This is a genomic window from Sphingobacterium sp. LRF_L2 (assembly GCF_965644235.1).
Taxonomy (GTDB): Bacteria; Bacteroidota; Bacteroidia; order Sphingobacteriales; family Sphingobacteriaceae; genus Sphingobacterium.
Window position 1 is genome coordinate 192,062 of the sequence record NZ_CBFFRI010000003.1, and the last position, 22,031, is coordinate 214,092.

At 40.4% G+C, this 22,031-nt stretch carries 16 protein-coding genes; 8 read left to right on the plus strand and 8 right to left on the minus strand.

From position 1 onward, the window contains the following. Window positions 1-63: 63 nt before the first annotated feature. Both ACSZOX_RS06825 and ilvA read left to right on the plus strand, forming a co-directional pair. Window positions 64-1,221 (plus strand): 2-isopropylmalate synthase, encoded by a 1,158-nt coding sequence (locus ACSZOX_RS06825; RefSeq protein WP_437919109.1) that lies wholly within the window; start codon window positions 64-66, stop codon window positions 1,219-1,221. A gap of 143 nt (window positions 1,222-1,364) precedes the next feature. Continuing rightward, entirely contained in the window at window positions 1,365-2,612 is a 1,248-nt protein-coding gene (gene ilvA, locus ACSZOX_RS06830; RefSeq protein WP_437919110.1) for a threonine ammonia-lyase IlvA, read from the plus strand. Window positions 2,613-2,683: 71 nt separating this feature from the next. Here the strand turns inward: ilvA and ACSZOX_RS06835 are convergent, their stop codons facing one another. Beyond that, a complete protein-coding gene (locus ACSZOX_RS06835) occupies window positions 2,684-4,225 on the minus strand; it encodes a S41 family peptidase (protein WP_437919111.1) in 1,542 nt (513 codons plus the stop codon). Window positions 4,226-4,383: 158 nt separating this feature from the next. On the opposite strand from ACSZOX_RS06835, the gene ACSZOX_RS06840 reads away from it, so the two are divergent. Then, the gene (locus ACSZOX_RS06840) at window positions 4,384-4,902 is read left to right on the plus strand and encodes a DUF2911 domain-containing protein (RefSeq protein ID WP_437919112.1); all 519 of its coding nucleotides are present in this window, start codon (window positions 4,384-4,386) and stop codon (window positions 4,900-4,902) included. A 68-nt stretch (window positions 4,903-4,970) separates the two neighbouring features. Here the strand turns inward: ACSZOX_RS06840 and ACSZOX_RS06845 are convergent, their stop codons facing one another. Beyond that, window positions 4,971-7,373, minus strand: coding sequence for a prolyl oligopeptidase family serine peptidase (locus tag ACSZOX_RS06845; protein WP_437919113.1), 2,403 nt, complete (start codon window positions 7,371-7,373; stop codon window positions 4,971-4,973). 485 nt (window positions 7,374-7,858) lie between these two features. On the opposite strand from ACSZOX_RS06845, the gene ACSZOX_RS06850 reads away from it, so the two are divergent. The 4 genes from ACSZOX_RS06850 (at window position 7,859) to nrdF (ending at window position 11,740) form a co-directional block, all read left to right on the plus strand. After that, window positions 7,859-8,092: a thioredoxin family protein gene (locus ACSZOX_RS06850; RefSeq protein WP_437919114.1), complete on the plus strand. Its 234-nt coding sequence runs from the start codon at window positions 7,859-7,861 to the stop codon at window positions 8,090-8,092. Between the two features lie 23 nt (window positions 8,093-8,115). Next, a complete protein-coding gene (gene nrdI / locus ACSZOX_RS06855) occupies window positions 8,116-8,523 on the plus strand; it encodes a class Ib ribonucleoside-diphosphate reductase assembly flavoprotein NrdI (RefSeq protein ID WP_437919115.1) in 408 nt (135 codons plus the stop codon). Then, window positions 8,483-10,588: a class 1b ribonucleoside-diphosphate reductase subunit alpha gene (gene nrdE, locus ACSZOX_RS06860; protein ID WP_437919116.1), complete on the plus strand. Its 2,106-nt coding sequence runs from the start codon at window positions 8,483-8,485 to the stop codon at window positions 10,586-10,588. Before nrdI ends, nrdE begins: the two co-directional genes overlap by 41 nt. A gap of 165 nt (window positions 10,589-10,753) precedes the next feature. After that, window positions 10,754-11,740, plus strand: coding sequence for a class 1b ribonucleoside-diphosphate reductase subunit beta (gene nrdF, locus ACSZOX_RS06865; protein ID WP_437919117.1), 987 nt, complete (start codon window positions 10,754-10,756; stop codon window positions 11,738-11,740). A 128-nt stretch (window positions 11,741-11,868) separates the two neighbouring features. Here the strand turns inward: nrdF and ACSZOX_RS06870 are convergent, their stop codons facing one another. The 6 genes from ACSZOX_RS06870 to ACSZOX_RS06895 form a co-directional block, all read right to left on the minus strand. Continuing rightward, a complete protein-coding gene (locus tag ACSZOX_RS06870; RefSeq protein ID WP_437919118.1) occupies window positions 11,869-13,041 on the minus strand; it encodes a glycoside hydrolase family 76 protein in 1,173 nt (390 codons plus the stop codon). 115 nt (window positions 13,042-13,156) lie between these two features. Next, the gene (locus ACSZOX_RS06875; RefSeq protein WP_437919119.1) at window positions 13,157-14,800 is read right to left on the minus strand and encodes a RagB/SusD family nutrient uptake outer membrane protein; all 1,644 of its coding nucleotides are present in this window, start codon (window positions 14,798-14,800) and stop codon (window positions 13,157-13,159) included. Window positions 14,801-14,811: 11 nt separating this feature from the next. Then, window positions 14,812-17,865 (minus strand): SusC/RagA family TonB-linked outer membrane protein, encoded by a 3,054-nt coding sequence (locus ACSZOX_RS06880; protein ID WP_437919120.1) that lies wholly within the window; start codon window positions 17,863-17,865, stop codon window positions 14,812-14,814. A 312-nt stretch (window positions 17,866-18,177) separates the two neighbouring features. Then, window positions 18,178-19,893, minus strand: coding sequence for a GMC oxidoreductase (locus ACSZOX_RS06885; protein ID WP_437919121.1), 1,716 nt, complete (start codon window positions 19,891-19,893; stop codon window positions 18,178-18,180). A 3-nt stretch (window positions 19,894-19,896) separates the two neighbouring features. Further along, entirely contained in the window at window positions 19,897-20,376 is a 480-nt protein-coding gene (locus ACSZOX_RS06890) for a gluconate 2-dehydrogenase subunit 3 family protein (protein WP_437919122.1), read from the minus strand. Between the two features lie 158 nt (window positions 20,377-20,534). Beyond that, on the minus strand, window positions 20,535-21,170 hold the full coding sequence (locus ACSZOX_RS06895) for a hypothetical protein (RefSeq protein ID WP_437919123.1): 636 nt from the start codon (window positions 21,168-21,170) through the stop codon (window positions 20,535-20,537). A 234-nt stretch (window positions 21,171-21,404) separates the two neighbouring features. On the opposite strand from ACSZOX_RS06895, the gene ACSZOX_RS06900 reads away from it, so the two are divergent. After that, complete coding sequence (locus ACSZOX_RS06900) at window positions 21,405-22,016, plus strand: fumarylacetoacetate hydrolase family protein (RefSeq protein ID WP_437919124.1); 612 nt, start codon at window positions 21,405-21,407, stop codon at window positions 22,014-22,016. The last annotated feature ends 15 nt before the right edge of the window (window positions 22,017-22,031 follow it).

Sequence of the window (22,031 nt, forward strand, 5' to 3'; positions counted from 1 at the left end):
ATCAATAATCCATCGTCGAAGAACTTTATTGAGCTTTTAATTTTAACTTTTTAATTGAATATTATGTTACACGATCCGAATCACTTATACATTTTTGACACAACACTACGCGATGGCGAACAAGTACCTGGATGTCAATTAACCACACCAGAGAAAATTGACATCGCAAGAGATTTGGAACTCCTCGGTGTAGACATCATTGAAGCGGGATTTCCTGTGTCAAGCCCCGGAGATTTCCAATCGGTCGTCGAGTTGTCAAAAGCGGTTGATAATGTTATTATCTGTGCTTTAACCCGGGCTAACAAAAATGACATCGATGTTGCTGCCGATGCACTAAAATATGCAAAACGTCCCCGTATACATACTGGTATCGGTTCATCCGATATGCACATCAAATACAAATTCAATTCGACGCGTGAAGAAATTCTTGAACGTGCCGTTGCTGCAGTAAAGCATGCGAAATCCTATGTTGAAGACGTAGAATTCTATGCCGAAGATGCCGGCCGTGCGGACCTACCTTACTTAGCGCAAATGGTAGAAGCTGTCATTGCAGCAGGAGCTACAGTTGTTAACATTCCGGATACGAATGGCTACTGTTTACCTGACCAATATGGTGCGAAAATTAAATACCTGACAGAACATGTTCGTAATATCGATCAGGCCATTATTTCGGCGCACTGTCATAACGACTTAGGTCTAGCCACCGCAAATTCTATTTCTGCTGTACAAAACGGTGCCCGTCAGGTAGAATGTACGATCAATGGAATAGGTGAACGTGCGGGAAATACTTCGTTAGAAGAAGTTGCGATGATTCTTAAAGTACATCAGCAACAGTTTCCTGGAATAACATCGAATATCAACAGTAAGATGTTCACGGCGATTTCGCAAAAAGTGAGTTCAATGATGCGGATGCCTGTGCAACCGAATAAAGCCATTGTTGGAAAAAATGCTTTCGCACATAGCTCCGGCATCCACCAGGATGGATTCTTAAAACACCGTGAAAATTACGAAATTATACGTCCTGAAGATGTCGGTTTAGACGAAGCAGGTATTATATTAACCGCACGTTCTGGACGTCATGCTTTAAAGCATCACTTAGAACGCTTAGGCTATCAACTTGACAAAGATCAGTTGGCTATTACCTACGAAAAATTCTTGGTATTAGCCGATGCGAAAAAGGATCTTTGCGACGATGACTTAAATGCGTTAATGCGGTCATAACGTTTAAGAAGAATAAGAGCTACTTTCGTAGTTCTTATTCTTTTTTGAAACCAATTGACGAAAGCGTTGCCTTGCATATAGCAACAACTTTTACCACTATCGTCCGATAGGTTTCACCCTTACTTTTTATTTTTTACATTGAAATGGATCTATCAACCTTAACTATAGACTCTCAACAGGCTGCCGAGCGCATAAAAGAAGTTGTCAATCGTACACCATTACAGTATAACTTACATCTATCCGAAAAGTACGGTGCTGAAGTTTATTTGAAACGTGAAGATTTACAGGTCGTCCGTTCTTATAAGCTTCGCGGTGCTTACAACAAGATTGTTAGCCTCTCCGAAGAAGAACGTGAGAAAGGAGTAACATGCGCTAGTGCCGGTAATCATGCGCAAGGCGTAGCGCTATCCTGCAAAAAGCTAAATATTAAAGGAGTTATCTTTATGCCAGGCCCTACCCCACGTCAGAAAATCACACAAACAGAAATGTGGGGAAATGGCAATATTGAAATCGTCTTAACAGGTGATACCTTCGACGACTGTCAAAAAGCTGCCTTGGAATACACCAAAGAGCATAATATGACCTTTATCCCGCCATTTGATGATGAAAAGGTCATCGAGGGACAAGGTACCGTAGCCGTAGAAATATTAGAAGATCTTCCCGATTTAGATGCTGTATTTATTCCAATCGGTGGTGGTGGTCTGTCATCGGGTGTTAGTTATCATTTGAAAAAATTTGCCCCCCAAGTCAAACTATATGGGGTTGAGCCCGCTGGTGCACCATCCATGTTGGCCGCTCTAGAAAACGAAGGCCCTATTGAATTAGAACACATCAATAAATTTGTCGATGGGGCAGCCGTTAAGAAAATCGGATCGTTGACGTACGCAATTAGCAGCAAGCTGTTGGACAGTGTGAAACCTATACCGGAAGGAAAAATCTGTACCACGATCCTACAACTGTATAATAAAGATGCTATTGTTGCAGAGCCTGCTGGTGCTTTGTCTATTGCTGCCTTAGAATTCCATAAAGAAGAGATAAAAGGTAAACGTGTCGTATGTATCGTTTCTGGTGGCAACAATGATATCGATCGTATGAGCGAAATCAAAGAAATGTCACTTCTCTATGAAGGCTTCAAACACTACTTTATCGTTCGTTTTCCACAACGACCAGGAGCATTACGTCTATTGGTTACAGAAGTTCTCGGACCAAAGGACGACATTACTCGGTTTGAATACATCAAGAAGACAGAACGTGAACGCGGGCCTGCCCTGATAGGTGTGGAATTAAATGACCCGAAAGATTACACAACGTTCATCGAACGCATGAAAGCCTATAAGTTTGACTTTATAGAGATAAACAAAGATCAAACCTTATTCGAATACCTCGTTTAACACGGAAGGATCATTAAAAAGAAAGGACAGCCTAAAAAGCTGTCCTTTCTCGTTATAAGGAATAAAAACATTTACTGTTCATTCTTTCTCTTCAACATATTCTTTTCTTCAGGCTTATTGATTTTAATTCCGAGCGTCTTTTTAGATGATGACGATGAAGTTAAAGTACTTCTACTAACGGATGATTTATTTGTTGAAGAACTGGTTGTTACCCCAGCCATGGTTAATGCTTTCGCTGTCATAAGCTCCTCAGCATCCCCAAAGTCTCTTTCATAATCATCATAAGCGATATTTGGAACCGTCATCCCATCCCAATAATCCGTATCACCATTTTTGTTGATTGTTTTAAACGACGTTGCCCACAACGATACTTTCGACATGATCGACTGCTCAAAGAAACCAACAGGTTTTCCATAGGTCCGGTCTGTTTCGCCTATTAAAACGACATTTACATAGGGTTTTAACACGTTAATCAATAATTCCGCTGCGGAAGCTGTTTGTTCACTGACCAAAACATAGACGTTATTTAAATCTAATGTACTGTTATCACTCGCGAAATATGTGTCGGCAAAACTCGCGTCTGCTCCAGTTTTGTATTGCTGTAAATATGTATTTACATCGTAGGTAAACATCAATTCTCCTGCATGCTGTGCTCCAATGATCTTATTGGCTAGGTATTCAGCAGTACTCACATAGCCTCCTGTATTATACCGCATATCTAAAATCAAATCCGTGATAGCACCTCCTTCTGCGTTTTCGAACGATTTAAAAATTGTCTCAAAATTCGATCGATTTGTAGTACCTTGATCTGTTTCCTCAAAAGACGAGAATGCCAAATAACCAATATTCTTCGAAGAATATTTAAACACCTTATTAGCAAGAATCGGATTAATATTATACGTCTTATAACCCAAAGTATGTACTTTCTCTATATTATCTAAACCCTTTACCTTCAAAGACAAAGAATTTGCTTCAATAGCATCATTTAGCTTATTAACCAAAGTGTTGTAAGCCGACCTATCACTTATCGAGTAACTAGCGTCACTATTTTTTACAACCGATAATTGTACGTTTGTATCGTCGTTTATTGCTGTAACAAGAGAACCCCGAGTAATACCAGACACTTGAGCGGGAGATCCTCCTTCCACAAAGTAAATAATTAAACTCGCTTTCAAGTTCACAATATCGGTAACGATAAATGAAAAATACATCCCGTACCCTTCATTTGTATCCATTCTCAATCCTGTACTACTCGCCAGCTGCGTACTACTACTATTATCTTGAATAAAAGAATATCGGTCGTAATGTGTACCAGGATCAATATCCAAATAAGTATATGCCTTAAAATTATACGTCGGCGTTAACACCGTCAAAGCATCTAGAACACCTTGATAGGAGTCATAACTTTCCGTAAAAGTTCGCAAGACATCATAATCCGGAACATTCGTCGTCCAATAGGAATATAGGTTATAATAGTAGTAAATACTATCGCGAATCAATTCCTCATCCGTTGATTCGACAGGATCTGGATCTGGATCTGGCGTTGGTGATTCTACATCTTTTTTACACGCAAAAAGAAGCCCCAAGCCCAGCAACAGTACATATTTTTTCATCGTATTTCTAAAAGCTAACTATTGTTTGTCGCAATATACGAGTAAATCGTACAATCTGGATTTTCAGTCTAAAATTTAACACAATTTAAACCCAATTAACAAGGCAAAGAAACAATCCTCTTCTATCTTTGTTAAACATAAAAAATCTACAAAAAAACATGAAAGCAATAACAATTATCACCGTATTGACTTTGATTTGCTCCGTTAGTTTCGGACAAACAGATAAAAGTAAACGAAAAAGCCTTCCTGACAGCGTAACCGTAACAACAGCAGATGGAGTCACTATCGACATCCATTACAGCAAGCCATCGCTGAAAGGTCGTGAGATCGGCGTTGACATTGCTCCAGTAGGGAAAGTGTGGCGCACGGGAGCCAATGAAGCAACCACGATCGAAGTCAACAAAAACGTAACCGTACAAGGTAAAGCACTAACCGCTGGAAAATATAGCCTATACAGCATACCAGGCGAACAGAAAAGCACCGTCATTTTCAACAAAGTATGGAACCAATGGGGTACTAAATATGATCAATCGCAAGACGCGCTACGTGTAGAGGTAGAAAATAAACAAAGTACATCGAGCCAAGAACAGTTCACGATCCTTGTAACACCAGAGGGCCTTGTGTCATTGAACTGGGGTACGTATACCGTTCCGTTTCAGATCAGTGCAAGCAAGTAACTTCCAATCAATAAAAAGGGGCTTTAAAATAACTAAAGCCCCTTTTTATTAACCAACTATTCTTCCGCTTATTTGTCCTTGAGGTATTTCTCCAAAAACTGATCTTGCTCCCAAAGGGTATGCAGAATGTTCTCCTCAGAAGCATAGCCGTGTGCCTCGAAAGGCAAAAGAACCATGCGTACTGGCGCTCCTAAATTTTTCAAAGCCTGAAAATACCGTTCCGTCTGTAAGGTGAATGTGCCTGGGTTATTATCTGCAGCACCATGAATCAATAACATAGGGGTCTTCATTTTATCCGCATTCATAAATGGTGACATTTTATTGTAGACATCGGGCACATCCCAGTAATTCCTTTGTTCACGCTGGAAACCAAAAGGTGTCAATGTGCGGTTATAAGCTCCGGATCGAGCAATTCCTACAGCAAACAGCTTAGAATGTGTCAAGAGATTAGCTGTCATAAATGCCCCATACGAATGGCCACCAACCCCTACTTTCGTACGATCAATATATCCTAAGCTATCTACAGCATTAATCGCCGCTTCTCCATTAGCCAGCAGTTGTTCTATAAAGGTGTCATTTGGTTCCGTATCCCCTTCTCCAATAATAGGAAAAGCAGCATCGTCCAGTACAGCATATCCTTTAGTTACCCAATAAACAAAAGAACCATAAGAAGGATAGGTAAACTCATACGGACTAGCGGTAGTCTGCCCTGCGGTATTCTTATCTTTATATTCTGTGGGGTATGCCCAAATCAATAAAGGAAGTTTCTCCTTCTTTGTTTTATCATAGCCTGCTGGTAGATAAAGTGTACCTGACAACTTAACGCCATCTTTTCTCTTGTAGTGAATAACTTCTTTATAAACACCTTCTAACGACTTAAAGGGGTTATCAAAAGCAGTAACAGCAATGGTCTTCTTCGACTTTATATTCTTTATGAAGTAATTCGGGTATGCTGCTGGAGATTGTATAGAAACTAAAATCTCTCCTTTTTTAATATCCAAAACACGAACTATATCTTCTTTTTTACCCTTCACATCCGACGTATACACACGTGTCTTTGCAAGCTTATTCATATCCAATGCATCAATAAACGGGAATTGCCCATCTTTGGTATAACCATCACCAATCCAGAAGCTTTTATTATTGTGTATCGCCATTACAAGCGATCCAAATTCGTTTCTCGTGGTATATACATTGCCTGGATGGCTGTACACGTCTTGTGAATTACGCTCGGAAAGCAGTTTGGCACTATTTACAGAAGGATTCAATAAAAAGATCTTTTCATTTCTGGTATCATACCACTGTGTATAGATTAATGCATGATATGCATCTCCCCAAACAGCACCGGCATAACGATCTGCAACTTTATAAAGCGACTTTGCATCCGCAGCAAACGGTGCGTCCCAAGTAAAGATTTCATCACGCCAATCTACCTTCCTGGAGGCGTCCCCACCATCTAAAGCTTCCACATAGACTAATGTTGCGGGTTTGTCTCCTCGCCAACTCATGCTTCGTTTTCCTGTACGTGTGGAGGAAAATCCTTTCGGCATAACTTCGATCAGCGGCGTTTCGTTAACCACCTTCACCAGCTTTCCTGTTAGATCATAAACTGTCGTTTGCTGCGGAAAATAGTGGAAAGGAACCACATAAGAAAATGGTTTTTTAATTGTCGTAATCAACAAATAATTTCCATCCGGGGAAAATGAACGCTGGCTATAAATTGCTTTGTCTAATATTTTCGATTGCTCTCCTTCTAAATCTACACGATACAGTTCTGCCTGTGTTAACGTTTCAAAGTTCGACTCATCTTGCGGGTTCTTTAATAAATCCTGATAAGTCCGCAATTGAGAAACTTGCCCCTCGCTCGTTGAAACAGTAGGCCCCAATGGAATATCCTTAGTGGTATCTATGATTTTTGCTCGCGTGCCAGGCAGTTTGTTGATCAGTAAATACGCGCTATTCTTATACCATTCATAGGGACTCCCCATACTGGCATTTAGGTCATCCTTTGTAATAGCCCGTGCTGTCGCCGATTGCAAATCGACCACCCAAAGTCCTACTCCATTCGCAGAAGTATGTGTAAATGTCAACTTTTTGGAATCAGGAGAAAAACTCAAATGTGCAATCTTAGCATGTGGCGGCAAATCTTTCACTTGGATTTCTTCTTGCCCATCTCGCCGTTTCACTTTCAAATTATTCAAATAGACAGTCGTACTCGCACTATTTGTTGTAGGATTCATTCGAATACCCGCTAAACGAACTTCATCTTGATTCAGATCTTCCAAAGACTTATATGTGGTTCTATAAGAAAACACAACCCAATTACCGTCCGGACTCATAGCAACGGACGGAGGCCTCTGGTAGGATGCTAACGCCAAGATTTCTGGCGAAGGTTTTTGAAACGTGATACTTTCCTGTCCATATGTTGCAAAAAGTAGACAGGTCAATAAAAAACTAAACAATATTCGCATATCTAATAAATTGTTTGTTAAACTTAAGTAATTTGAATTCTCTTTGCAAAAGAACGTAAAAGCAGACAATCCGTCCCAATTATTATCTTTCAAATTGGAAAACTATATTGGGCAAAAAAGCGTAATTGTGTTCAAGTTGCTCTGCTACAGAAAGTATGAAAAATGCGTCAAAGTCTCGTCAGTTTTGTCTATAAAAAAGGGCAAAAATTTATATTTTAAAAATGTAGATTTTAAGCTACAAATGGTCTTTTAAAGTTTTCAACATTCTTACCTCGACCTGTCTGTCAGCCTTTTACAACAAAAAACAAGCAAGGGAGGCGGTTTATTCGTTCCTTTTCACATCGATGTGGAAAAGTATCATTCACTCTCCGAAATAAAATGTAGGATATTTGTTGTGCTTGAGATGCAGACCTGCTTCCAAGTTTCGTGTTTTTAACTTCCAGGAGGTCTCAAAGATTTCCGATCATTTAAATGTAACAAACAACATGGCTAGAATCATTAAATTCGAAAAAAATGACTGTGCACCATGCGCACAAGTGTCTGCTTACTTAGACAACAAAGGAATAAGATACGAAACAATCAATCCTTTCGATCAACCAGACTTAGCAGCTAAGTTTAAAATCAGAACCGTACCTACTGTTCTTGTATTAGAAGACGAAGAGATACAGCAACGCATCATTGGTTTCAAACCAGAAGAGCTTGCGACTATCGCCCTTTAATTCATACCCTTACAAAACGAGATATGGTTCATCTATATTACGATTCAAAAACCGGAAACGTCCAACGCTTCATCAACAAAGTGGTGCAAATCACAGGTTGGCAAGCGCATAAAATTGAGGACGGTTTAAATGTCTCTGTTGCAGGACATCTAATTACCTATACGACAAAGTTAGGTTGTGTTCCTGATAATACGAAGTTGTTTATGGATACCTATGCGGAAAAAATTAATTCCGTCACGTCGAGTGGTAATCGAAACTGGGGAAAGAATTTCGGTCTAGCTGCAGACAAAGTTTCCGAAGATTACGATATCCCATTGGCTATGAAGTTCGAGCTTTCGGGCACCATGGAAGATATCAATCAATTTATAGAAATAATTAAACACCAATACAATGATAGCAAACGAGGTAGCAAAAAATTGGATATTGCTTAATAATGAAATCATGATTAAGCATGACGAGGAATATAGCCTTCATAAAGATAAAGAGGCTGTCCGCGCATACTTTTTGGAGTACGTAAATAAGAATACGGTATTCTTTTACACACTCAAAGAAAAAATCGATTATCTGATAGAGAATAATTATTACATCGATTTTTACGAATGGTTTACATTTGAGCAAATGCAAGAAGTATATAACTTCGTATCTGCTAAAAAATTCCGGTTTCAATCGTTCATGGCTGCCTTTAAATTTTTCCAGAGTTACGCTTTGCGTGATGACTCGGGCGAGAAGTTTTTAGAACGTTATGAAGACCGTGTCGTTGCTGTTTCTTTATTTCTAGCGCGTCAAGAAGGTGTACAGAAAGCTATCGAGTATGCCGAAATCATGATCAATCAAGAATATCAACCCGCTACCCCGACATTCTTGAATGCAGGAAAAAAACGCTCAGGAGAACTTGTTTCTTGTTTCTTGGATGAAATTGGAGATAATTTAAATGGTATTGGTTACGCTGTCGACTCCGCGATGAAATTATCATCCATTGGTGGCGGTGTATCGTTCAATATTTCAAAAATCCGCGCCCGTGGCGAGGCTATCAAAGGTGTTGAAGGACGTGCTGGTGGAGTTCTACCGATTATGAAAATCATGGAAGATACCTTCTCCTATGCAAATCAATTGGGACAACGCCCAGGTGCTGGTGCTGTATACCTTAACATATTCCATTCTGATATCGAAGAGTTTCTTGATTGTAAGAAAATTAACGTTGACGAAAAGGTACGTATCAAATCACTTTCCATTGGCATTATCGTTCCAGACAAATTCATGGAACTAGCTGAAAAAGATGAAGTTTGCTACCTCATCTATCCACATACGGTGATGCAAGAATATGGCAAGTACTTGGATGAGTTGGATATGGATTTGATGTACGATGAACTCATCACCAATCCAAATGTGAAGAAGAAAAAAATCAACGCACGCCACCTGCTTGTAAAAATAGCGCAGACTCAAAAAGAATCGGGTTATCCTTATATTTTCTTTAAAGAAAACACCAACAGAGCACATGCGTTGAACGGATTAGGTCGTGTAAAATTCTCCAACCTGTGTACAGAGATTATGCAAATATCGGAAGTATCTGATATCAATATCTATGGACAAGAGGATACAATCCGTTACGGTATTTCTTGCAACCTTGGTTCATTAAATATTGCTACAGTTATGGACAACAAACGTATTAAAGAGACTGTAAAAATAGCGATGCGTGCACTCACTGTTGTAACCGACGTGACCAACATTGATATGGTGCCTTCCATTGCAAAAGCAAACAGAGAATTACATTCCGTTGGTTTGGGCGCGATGAATTTACACGGATTCTTAGCGAAAAGCTTTATCATGTATGAGTCTACCGAAGCACTTGACTTCGCTAACACCTTCTTCATGATGATGAACTACTATTCATTAGAAGCCTCTATGGAAATTGCCAAAGAAAGAAGCGCTACCTTTACAGGTTTTGAGAAATCAGCTTATGCAGACGGTACATACTTTGATCGCTATACGAGCCGCGAATATCAGCCTACAACAGATAAAGTGAAAGAATTATTTGAAGGTATTCATATTCCGACAAGTCAGGATTGGGAAAACCTAAAGGCACAGGTGAAAGAGCACGGTATCTATCATGCTTATCGTCTAGCCATAGCACCAAATCAATCGACATCGTACATCATGAATGCTACTGCATCAGTTATGCCTGTTGTTGACATTATCGAAGTCCGCGAGTATGGTGATAGTACTACGTATTATCCAATGCCTTACTTGACAAACGATAATTATTTCTACTTCAAATCGGCCTACGACATGGATCAGTTTAAAGTATTGAAGCTAATATCGGTTATTCAACGACATATCGATCAAGGGGTTTCGACCATTTTGCACACGAATTCAAAAGATTCGACCAGAGATTTGGCAAAATATTACATCTATGCGCACAAGCTCGGTCTAAAATCATTGTATTATACGAGAACCCGTAAGTCTACTGTTGAAGAATGTATTTCTTGTTCAGCATAGATTTAAAACAGTCCTTATTATAAAATATTAACAGAAAGAATTAGTTAAAGCCCTTGTTTAAGACAAGTGTTATAAAGCGAAGGAGAAACTTAGATAAAATATCATGGGTTTCTCCTTCCGCTTCTACGAAAACAAAAGGCTTATTCTTCTCCAAAAAAGTATAACATGAGCAAACAATTTACCGCGGTAAACTGGAATACGCCAGACAACGATTACGTATTGATGTTTTGGGAACAGAATATCAAACAATTTTGGATTGATACAGAATACATCCCTTCAAAAGATATTGACAGCTGGAAAGGCCTAAGTTGGGATATGAAAGAGTGTTACAAAAAAGCCTTAGGCGGCCTAACCTTGTTAGACACCCTTCAAAGCCACACTGGCATGCCGAAGATTATCGATCATATTGATTCTCTTCAAAATAAGGCTGTATTATCCTACATGTGTATGATGGAGGCTATTCATGCGAAATCATACTCTACGATCTTCACGACAGTGTCGACCACGAATGAAATCAATGATGTCTTTGGTTGGGTAAAACAAAATAAATTCTTACAATACAAAGCCACAACGATCGATAAATATTACCGTGCCATTGATAAGGAGAACATCTCGGACGAAGAATTATTTATGGCATTAGCAGGGTCTGTACTATTGGAGTCATTCCTTTTCTATTCTGGATTTTTCCTTCCCCTATGGTTATGTGGACAAGGGCAAATGGTCGCTTCAGCAGATATCATCAAAAAAATCGTTGCTGATGAATCAATCCACGGCGTATTCGTCGGACTGATTGCGCAAGAGGTCTTTGCTCGTATCCCAAATAAAGACGAAGTTAAAGCTCGTTTTCTAAATCTGTTAAATGATCTTTACGAAAACGAATTAAAATACACCGAAGAACTGTATACGGTTGTTGGCCTTACAGCAGAGGTAAAGGAATATGTTCGTTATAACGGAAACAAAGCATTAATGAATCTAGGCTTTGATCCTATCTTCGAAGTGAAGCAAGTCAATCCTATCGTATTGAATGGACTGAATACAGAAACGACTCAACATGACTTCTTCTCTAAAAAATCGACGAATTACGAAAAAGCAATGGAGATTGTTCATTTGAAAGATGATGACTTCAAAATGGAAGTAAGTATTGAAATTTAATATCCTTAAATTTTTCATAAAAAAGCGCGCTTCTCAATAAAGCGCGCTTTTTTTGTAAAACGCCAATATGTTCCTATAGCCAACCAAAAACAGGATTACAGAAGCCGATCCCTAGCAGGCTGAGTCTCTTACAATTTTTCGATTGCGGATAAGCGCGCATACATTTCCGCCATAGCAAATTGGTCCAATAGCCACATTTTATCCTTTTTCTGTTTACCCGTCCAATCATTCCCAAACAACCCATGGCTATCACGCATCTCATCCCAACCTATACGCAGATTTTCCTCAAAAGCCCGCATATACTTCACTTCCTTGTCCTGTTCATACAATGCCAAAAAACCGCGCATCATAATAGCAATAAACCAATTGTTTCCATTTTTTAACCTGCGAAATTGACGGATATCATCAGCTTCAAAAAAGAATGCATAAGCAGCAGTAGCCATTTGCTGTGCTTCTTCCAAATAAAAATGATCACCCGTCTCACGATACAACAGCGCGGCAGCCTCCATCATCTGCCCGGTATTGTATGGAAACTTAGCCCGGTCGACACGTCCATTCAAATTAATGTTATCAAGATAGAGCCCATCGACGCTATCGCGTAAACGGCTTCTCGTCCATGCATACAGTTTCTTTCCATCCTCCAGGTACATCTTATCCTTTGTCGCCGCATACAGCTTCAACAGATACACGATAGATGGTGCATTCGAACAAGTATTTTTCGATTCTTTTCGTTGTTCGCACCAGTACACACCACCGCCCAATTTATTGTCCGTTCCACTTGCAATAAATGCCCATAGATCTTTTGCCTTCTTTAAATATTCCTTTTTTCGGGTCAAAAGATACAGATCTGTAAAATCAATCCCTATCCAAATATTATCATCATAGAAACGATCAGAAATGGGCGCAGTATTGACATAAGACGCATAAGCAGCAGGTATACGTTTGTCGTCATAGTACATATCCAACCCTTTGATCACGGTCTGTTCTATTTTCCGTCGAACGGCACCATCGTTGTCCCTCCCTTCCAATAGCGCAACATGTGCCGATAAACTGCCAGAATATGGCCAAAGATAAGCGTAAGGATTGGGTTTATTCTGATTCGCGTCGGTACCCAAATAATCCGCTTTATACAATTCATCGAAAGGAAAATGTTCACGAAGCAACGGTTCTTGAGGAATCGTATAATAGCTGTAGATAGCTTCAAGTGTAGATTGCGCTTTTTGTAAAGATGATCGCTCTTGCGCGCACACAAGCTGCTGACCGCAGCAAAAGAACAACAGATAGGTCAGATAGGTTTTCATACGTAGATTATTATTTAAGAGCGTTAGATTTTATTGGAATACATGAAAGTAAAACAACTTGCTCGCCCTCAGATGAGACGAGCAAGTCTTGTTGTATAGCATTAAAGATACGTAATTAATAGCCAGGGTTTTGCTTCAAGTTTGGATTAATAGAAAGCTGTACTTGCGGAATAGGAAATAACTCCCTATTCTCATTATTCGTAGGCTCATGATCCCACCAAGAAGCACTGGTAAATTTCCCAAATCGGATCAAATCGGCACGCCTTTTCCCTTCAAAAATAAACTCCCGTCCCCGTTCGGCCAACAACTCATCCAACGTCAACGTAGCGGTTGTATACTGTTCCGATGTCCAATCCGCGGCGGAAAAAGCACGCTGTCTAGAGGAATTAATCAGGTCTACAGCCTCGGTATTTGCTATTCCCCCATTTTTACGCATAATTGCTTCCGCCTTATTAAAGTATATTTCCGTCAACCGGTAAATGATATAATCATTCTCCAGGTAGTTATCATCGGTAAGAATTCCCGATTTATATTTATTAAAACGCGCGCCAGAGTTCTCCTCCCCTTTAGCCATCGAGCCAACCGACGTTAGATCTCCTTCACTTTCCCGGCGGATAGCATTTACAAAGACCAGGGGCTTACCAGCATATTCCTCGGTCCCTACCACTGGCGTCTGTGTATTGTATTTATATTGTGGGCCAAATAGAAACCAATCTTTCTTACGCAGATCATTTTCAGGATAAGCATCAAAAGCGGAAGGTACCACGACGAAAGCATTCCATCCCCCGTATCCCACATTTAGCACTTCTTTCATATAGTCATAACTCATAAAAAAACCGCCCCAATCGAATGTAAAACCGGCTTTTCGACTGAACTGAAATTGAAATAAAGACTCAGGATTCGCACTGTTATCATTGGCAAAAAGTTCGTTGATATCTGCAGCAAGAGCAGGAGTACCACCAATTCCGCCAGCCTCACCGGAAATAATCTTATCACAAGCAGCAATACATTCATCCCACCGTGCAGAGCCAGACCATTTTTCGGCATTTAAATAAAGCTCCGCTAACATAGCATATCCCGCTGCTGCCGAAACCTGCCCAATGGTTTCTGCACTCGTTAATGGTAACTTATCCACATTATCTTCTAATTCCTGCTCTACGAATGTAAACACTTCGGCACGTGTTTTTGTCTCTGGGTTTTCAGGTGCTGTGGGAATAGTTGTTGCAATAGGCACATTCCCCCACAAATCCATAATTTTAATGTAATGAAAAGCCCGCAATACTTTAAGCTGTGCGACAACCTCATCCAGCTCCTCCTGCGTCATTCCTACCTGATTAATATCCAATGTGGTAATATCATCTAATGCCGCATTTACAAAGCCTAATCCTGTCCATAACAATTCCCATGCTGTGATTAAGCGATTCTCTGTGGTCGTCCAGGTATGGTAATGCAATCTAAAATGATCCCCACTATCGTATCCATGCCGGCCCTTCTGCGGCCAAGCCAGTTGATCCGCCGTAAGTTCCGAATGGTAATAGTAGCCACTCTGTCCCGTTGGCGCCAACCAAGCTTGCATGTGTGTAAAAGGACGAAGTGCAGCTTGCATGACCTCCAACTTATTCTTATAAAAATTTTCCTTTTCTAACGTGCTATACATGGATTCATCTAAATTTGTACAGCCCGAGAAAGATAAAGCAAACCCTCCAAGCAGGAGTCCTAAAACTCTATATAAACCGCTTTTTTTCGTTAAAAAAATCATATTCAACCTCTTTAAAAACCAATATTTAAACCTAATAACCACGATTGCGTCCGAGGATAAAACCCTCTCGAATCTATCCCGCCTTCAAATCCCGTGTCTTGTAATTCTGGGTCTAGACCAGTATAAGATGTCATTGTCGCGATATTTCTTCCTGTGAGATACACATACAGATTTCTCACCAAAGGAGTCTTCGTTTTGATGGTATACCCCAACGTGACATTGTCGATCTTCACAAAAGATCCATTTTCCAAGTAGTAATCAGAGTATTGCGGATCATCATCGAGGGCCGCATGTTTACCAAAAGCCGATTCAAAAACATTGTTTGGCAGCCATTTTTTATTCCCGAAGAACATATCAGCCGTATTAAGGATATCATACTTAAACTTTCCACGAAGGAAAATAGTCAAGTCGAAGTTTTTGTACGTGAACCGATTTCCTAATGAAGCTTGAAATTTGGGAATACCATTACCGATATATGCAAGATCATCGTTATTCATTTCAGAAGCAGCTCCCGTCGTTCCGTCGGCTTTATAAAAGAGCCATTTACCCTCGTCGTCTAAACCAGCGAAACGCTTGCCATAAAAGGAACCAATTTCGCCCCCTTCCTCTAAACGGATCGCGTTTCCAAGATTACCAGGAGAGGGTAATCCCCCAAATTCTAACCAATTGCTTTGGAACAAGTCACTGGATAGCTTGGTAAGCTTATTATTTTGGTAATTTCCAGCGAAATTAATATCCCAAGAAAAATTTTCACGTTGTAATGCCTGATAGGTCAATTGAAGCTCAATCCCTTTATTTACGACTTCCCCTACATTATACCAAATCTTCGATTGCGCATAAGATGGTTGTTGTGCCCGATATTCATAAATTAAATTGCTTGTTCTTCGGTGATACAAATCCAAAGCTCCAGTCAATTTGTTATTTAACAAAGCGAAATCCAAACCAATATTTGTTTCGGCTTTCTCTTCCCACCTTAAGTCGGGGTTCGGATTGGAAGCAATTCCATACGTTTCGTAATAAATACCATTTTGCGGATATACGCCCCCAGTTCCCAGTCGTATTAAGGATTGATAATTTGGAATATCCTGATTACCTGTCACACCGTATCCTACGCGCAGTTTCAAGTCATTAATCACGTCCTTATTGGTAAAGAAAGCTTCATTGGTAATATTCCAGCCAGCGGAGATTGCAGGAAAATTCCCCCATTTATTGTTTGCACCGAAACGTGACGAACCTTCCCTTCTCAAGATTGCTGTTACAAAATAGCGATCATCAAAATTGTAGTTTACACGACCAAAAAAAGCAATCAACGTATTATCTTCTTTAAATGAGCCCATCGTTGGTCTAGGCAAATTATCCTCACGTAGCGCTATACCACTTCCCATATCCCAATCCAAAAAGCCATCCGAAGTAAAGCCGTTGTTCGCCATATTGAAACGCTCTAGTGTCGAATACTGATAACTATATCCCAATAGTCCAGTTACCTTATGCTTTTCATTAAATGTCTGTAAATAATCAATTGTCGATTCAAACGTTTTAGTCCATTCCAATACATTTCTCTTTGCAGCATAGCCCATTCCTTGATAATCGGACTGTATACGCTGATCCCAATCTAAGGTAGATCGATACAAACGATCATTTGCCGTCCTTCTTACATATGATCCAAAGGCCGATACACTCAACTGATCTATCAGCTGCAGTTTCACCTTCGTATCACCCGAGAAATTCTGTTGGTCACGTTCAAAAATACGGTGTGCCAACCGGCTTAAAGGATTGTAGTTATTATATTCTTGGGTCTGATAGAATGAGCCATCCTCGTTATACAACGGAGCTGTAGGGTTCCGCTGAATAGCTTGTTCAAAGTCACCTCCAGTCGTTTTACCATAATCAGCGGAACTCAAGTCGTTGTTGATCCCTCCCCCAAGTAAGTTCGCTTTAGAAATACTCGTCGCAATATTCGTTGAAACCGTCAAACGATCGCCTAAGCCCGTTTGCGTAAAATTAAAACGTCCACCAAACTGATCCCGATCACTCGCCTTCGCAATACCTTCGGCTTTTTCATAATTTATAGCAGCCCGATACGTAGACTTTTCGCCACCACCACTAGCGACGAAGTTGTGGAAATGTGAAAAGTTATCTTTGTTTACCAATTCATCAAACAAATCGGTCGTTGCGCCTAAGTCATAATCGGGTTTATCCATTCCCTTCACGACCAACTCACGAAATTGTGTCGCGTCTAACATAGCTGGCTTTTTGTCTACGAATTCACGTTGACCATAGGTGTAATATTCAAATTGAGGCGTTCCAGACCGGCCTTTCTTTGTCGTCACTAAGATCACCCCACCATTACCCCGTGTACCGTAAATAGCCGCCGCAGAACCATCCTTCAACACATCGATCGATTCAATATCACCTTGCTTAATCAGGTCTAAGCTTCCTCCGGGGATTCCATCAATAACAACCAACGGAGAATTTGTTCCTTTTAGCGATGCCATACCCCGCAACTGAATATTAGTTCCGCCGTTTGGATTACTACCTTGCGTGCTCGTGATGTTCAATCCCGCTACCTTTCCTTGTACCAGTTCCATCGGATTACGGACGCCGCCTTTGTTAAAATCCTTCTCTTTCACCGAAGCTACAGCAGAAGTGATTTCGCGTCGCGTTTGGGTACCATAGCCCACAACAACAACCTCCTCGAGAGCAGATTCGTCAGCCTGCAATAAAAAATCAACCGGACCAGTAACAACGGGAAGTTCACCGGCTTTATAACCGATAAAGTTTGCCACCAATAACTGTCCAGTGTTTGCAGCAATCGAAAATTCGCCATTTTCACCAGTCTGCGTAGCTGTTGTTGTGCCTTTCACGGTGATGGTTGCACCTACGACAGGTGCACCTGTCCGCGCATCCTTAACGGTCCCTGTAACATTTTGTTGCGCAACAAAGGTTCTAACGTTGTTTTCTCCAACGATAAAATGCGCCTGAACAGAACCACTTGTTGCGAGCAATGCAAAGGGAAGAACCCACAGTTTGCCCCACTTTTGGGTAAGTTTGTCAGATTTCCACATAAATTTAAAAGTTTGTAAAGTTTAGTTTAGCTAGATAAAACGATTTATTAATTGATTAATCAGATCGCATACATGCGGATAGAAAAAATTAAAAACACGGTTTTACATCAGTAGCAGTTTATTTTTTTAAGAATAACACTTATCTTAAAAACAAATTATACAACGATTGGTTTTAAAGTTTTACCCTTTTAGCAACTTTGCTAAATCGTTAGCAGCATAAACAATAAGTCATAACAGGCGTTTGACGAAAAAAAAAAGTGCAAGAAATATTTCTTGCACTTTTTTAGCATCCTAGAATAGGACTAAAAATTTTTAGATGTTTCCTTTTTTCATCTCTTTAACGGCGTAATCAACAGAACGAGCAGAAAAAGCCATATAGGTCAGTGAAGGGTTCTGTGTGGACGTTGAAGTCATACTAGCTCCATCCGTGACAAACACATTGGGCACAGCATGCAACTGATTCCATTTGTTCAGCATAGAGGTCTTCGGATCATGTCCCATTCTCACGCCACCCATTTCGTGTATATCCAATCCAGGTGCTTGCCAACGATCGTCTCGACGAATATTTACAAAGCCCGCCTCTTGGAACATTTCTTCTAACGTATCAAGATAATCCTTTTTCATTTTATCATCGTTCTCGTCATAATCTATAGCGATTTTTAAGAGAGGAACTCCCCAATCATCTTTCTTTGCTGCATCTAGCGCAACATAATTAGAAGCTTTAGGAATAGTCTCTCCCATCATATGAGAACCAACACTCCAATTGCCTATCTTCGGATTTAACAACGAATTCTTTAAATCTTCGCCAAAACCTGTCCGATCTGAATGGGTGGATCGCGATGCACCAAAGCCCGCGGCATAACCTCTTAAAAAGTCCGTTTCCTGTTTATGCAGATTACGAAAGCGTGGGATGTAGCCCCCTCCTGCAGGATTACGGCCTTCGGTTTTAAAGTCCAACAAACCCTCATATTCCGCATAGATACGTGCACTGTAATTATGAAACGCAACATATTTACCCAGGGTATCACTATCATTCCCCAAACCGTTCGGAAATCTGTTCGATTGAGAATTCAGTAAAATTAGATTCGTATTGATTGCCGCAGCGTTAACAAAAATTAGTTTCGCATAAAAGTCAATCTCCTCTTTGGTATTTCGATCAATCACCTTCACACCTACTGCTCGTCCTTTCGATTCATCAAATAAAATGGAATGAACGACAGAATCAGGACGAAGCGTCATATTACCAGTCTTGGCAGCCCAAGGCAAGGTTGACGCATTGGAACTGAAATACCCACCAAAAGGACAGCCTCGTTGACAAAGCGTACGATTCTGACATTGCGTTCTTCCCTGTTGGATGTGTATAGGCTGAGGTTTAGAAATATGGGCACAACGGGCGGAGATCACCTTCCTTGCTGGATACCTCGTCTCCATCTTCTGCTTGAAATATTTTTCGACCACATTCAATGGATAACCCGGTAAAAATTCACCATCAGGCAATTCTGGAAGACCATCTTTATCACCCGAAATACCGGCAAAACGCTCCACATAATCGTACCATTGTTTCAGATCGGCATAACGGATAGGCCAATCGACGGCGAAACCATCTCGCTCAGGCCCAGTAAAATCAAAATCGGACCAACGTTGTGTCTGGCGAGCCCACAACAGGGATTTGCCTCCGACTTGGTAGCCTCGGATCCAGTCGAACGGCTTCTCTTGCACATAAGGATGTTCTTTGTCCTTTACGAAGAAATGAGCTGCATCTTCATGGAAAGCGTAACAACGACTAACAATTGGGTTTTCCTGCTGCACACTGTAAGGCATCTCACCTCGATGTTCAAATTCCCAAGGATACATGTTTGTCGTCGGATAATCCTTGACGTGTTGCACATCACGACCTCTTTCCAGCACCAATGTTTTTAACCCTCGCTCACTCAGCTCTTTTGCAGACCATCCGCCACTGATACCTGAACCTATAACGATAGCATCGTATGTTCTATCTTTCTCCGAATCAATATTTAAATTAGCCATAGCTTATGCATTCACTTTTACCGCCCCATCATATCGACCGGGAATTAATTCATATTTTAATTTATTTTTCATCACATACTCAGAGTTCAGATAGCCCTGTATCGTCCGTTGTTTTAAGATTTTTACAAAAAGATCATCTGCTGGTCTGCTGTTGAGATAAGCCACAAGCTCAGTTGCTGGTTTACCCGATAGCTTCGACACCTCCTTCAATCCATCTAAAAATGCTTTCTGATCTTCCGGACTTTGGCAGTCGTCTACCATCTTCATAACAAAGAGGTGTAAATTCAACTCCTTTCCTCCGGGACTATCCGTCTTAGGGAGAATGGCTTCAACCAATTCTGACAACAATTTCTCGTCAGAGGCTGTCAGTTTAATCGTATGCAACGCAATAGAGGCTGTATCGCCTCCTGTAGAACAAGATGTCGCAATCATCATGCCCCCTGCAAGGACAAACAATTGTTTGATGGCCAATCTTCTATTCATGTGTATGGTTTAATTTCGAGTCTAATTTAAAAATAATTATCAGATAAAAACGTTGCTAAAACGATTATATCAAAAATATCACGCTTCATACTTCCTAAAAATCGATGAACTTCCTCCCTAGGATAAGTGCTGCAGAAAATGTGTGCATTGGAATTTGTCTATACCCCACCTACGTATACCGAATCGGACAACAAATTTTTATACGTATCTACGAAGCCTACATAAACGTGATGTATTTTATTTTCGTCACGCAAAATCGGCAATTCCAACACAATACTGCCCTGATAAGCTGGGGCTATAGCCGTTTTCAATTCTGCAAGTCCATCAAAATTGGAAACAAAAACATTTAAATGGATCAAAGATAAACTTGAAATAGATGTCGCATTCCAAGAAAGATGCAATGTTGTTCCCTCACGATCGACCGTACAGTCTTGGGGTGCTACCAATTCGCCTCGAAATACAAGAAATTTTTCAGGATTTACATAGGGCTTGTTGTCTTCCGAAAGCTCCAAACATTCCGTAAAAACATGACGTTGAGCAGTTTGAAATGGCCCTACAACGTTTCCTTTGGGGGCAATATCCTTATAGCCATAAGTAACCATAGGATTGAGTTGACGTATGAAAGCCGAAGCAACTTTCATTTTCTCCTGATTTAACAACTGGCCAGGAGTAGGCTCTCTTCGATTCGGTCTACGTTTCCCGCGAATTATGTTCTGTCCGTTCAACATATAAGCATACGCCGCGCCAAACTTCCCGACAATATTGCCGTTTGCACCATCTTTTTGAATTGCCATACATTTAAGTTTATATACAGCAAGTTACACAAAATTAAGAACAAGTTCAACATTAAAATAGCCTTTATTTAGGGTTAATAGGGGGTTAGTAGGGGTAATACCCCTACTAACCCCCTACTAACCCCCTATAAAACCCCTGTAAAGGTATAGTTTAAGCTCTAGTAAAGGAGGGCTTGTTTCTTGTTAAATCCTCCAAACTTTGTTAAGTTTGTTAAACAACATTATCAAAAGAGAATGAAAATAATTGCTGTAGGTAGAAACTATATCGATCATGCGAAAGAGCTCAATAACCCCGTACCGTCGGTTCCTGTTATTTTTATGAAGCCCGATACGGCTTTATTGAAAGACAATAAAGACTTTTACTATCCGGAGTTCTCGAATGATGTACATTATGAAGTAGAGGTTGTCATCCGTATCTGTAATGAAGGGAAACATGTCTCACCCAAATTTGCACACAAGTACTACGATGCAATTGGTTTAGGTATCGATTTTACGGCAAGAGACATTCAGGCTGCACACAAAGAACAAGGTCTTCCTTGGGAATTAGCGAAATCTTTCGATCATTCTGCCGTGATCAGCCCGCTTATTCCCAAAGAGGAATTCGAGGGGGTAGACAGCATCGATTTTTCATTGCTAAAGAATGCGATTCGCGTACAATCCGGTAACACCAAAGATATGATATTTGATTTTGAAACACTGATTACGTTCATTTCCAAATACATTACATTACGTAAAGGCGATCTAATCTACACAGGGACTCCTGTCGGCGTCGGCGCCATCCAAATTGGAGATAAGTTTGAGGGCTTTATCGGCAACCGCCCTATGTTTACCTGCCAAATCAAGTAGTGATTTATTTATAGG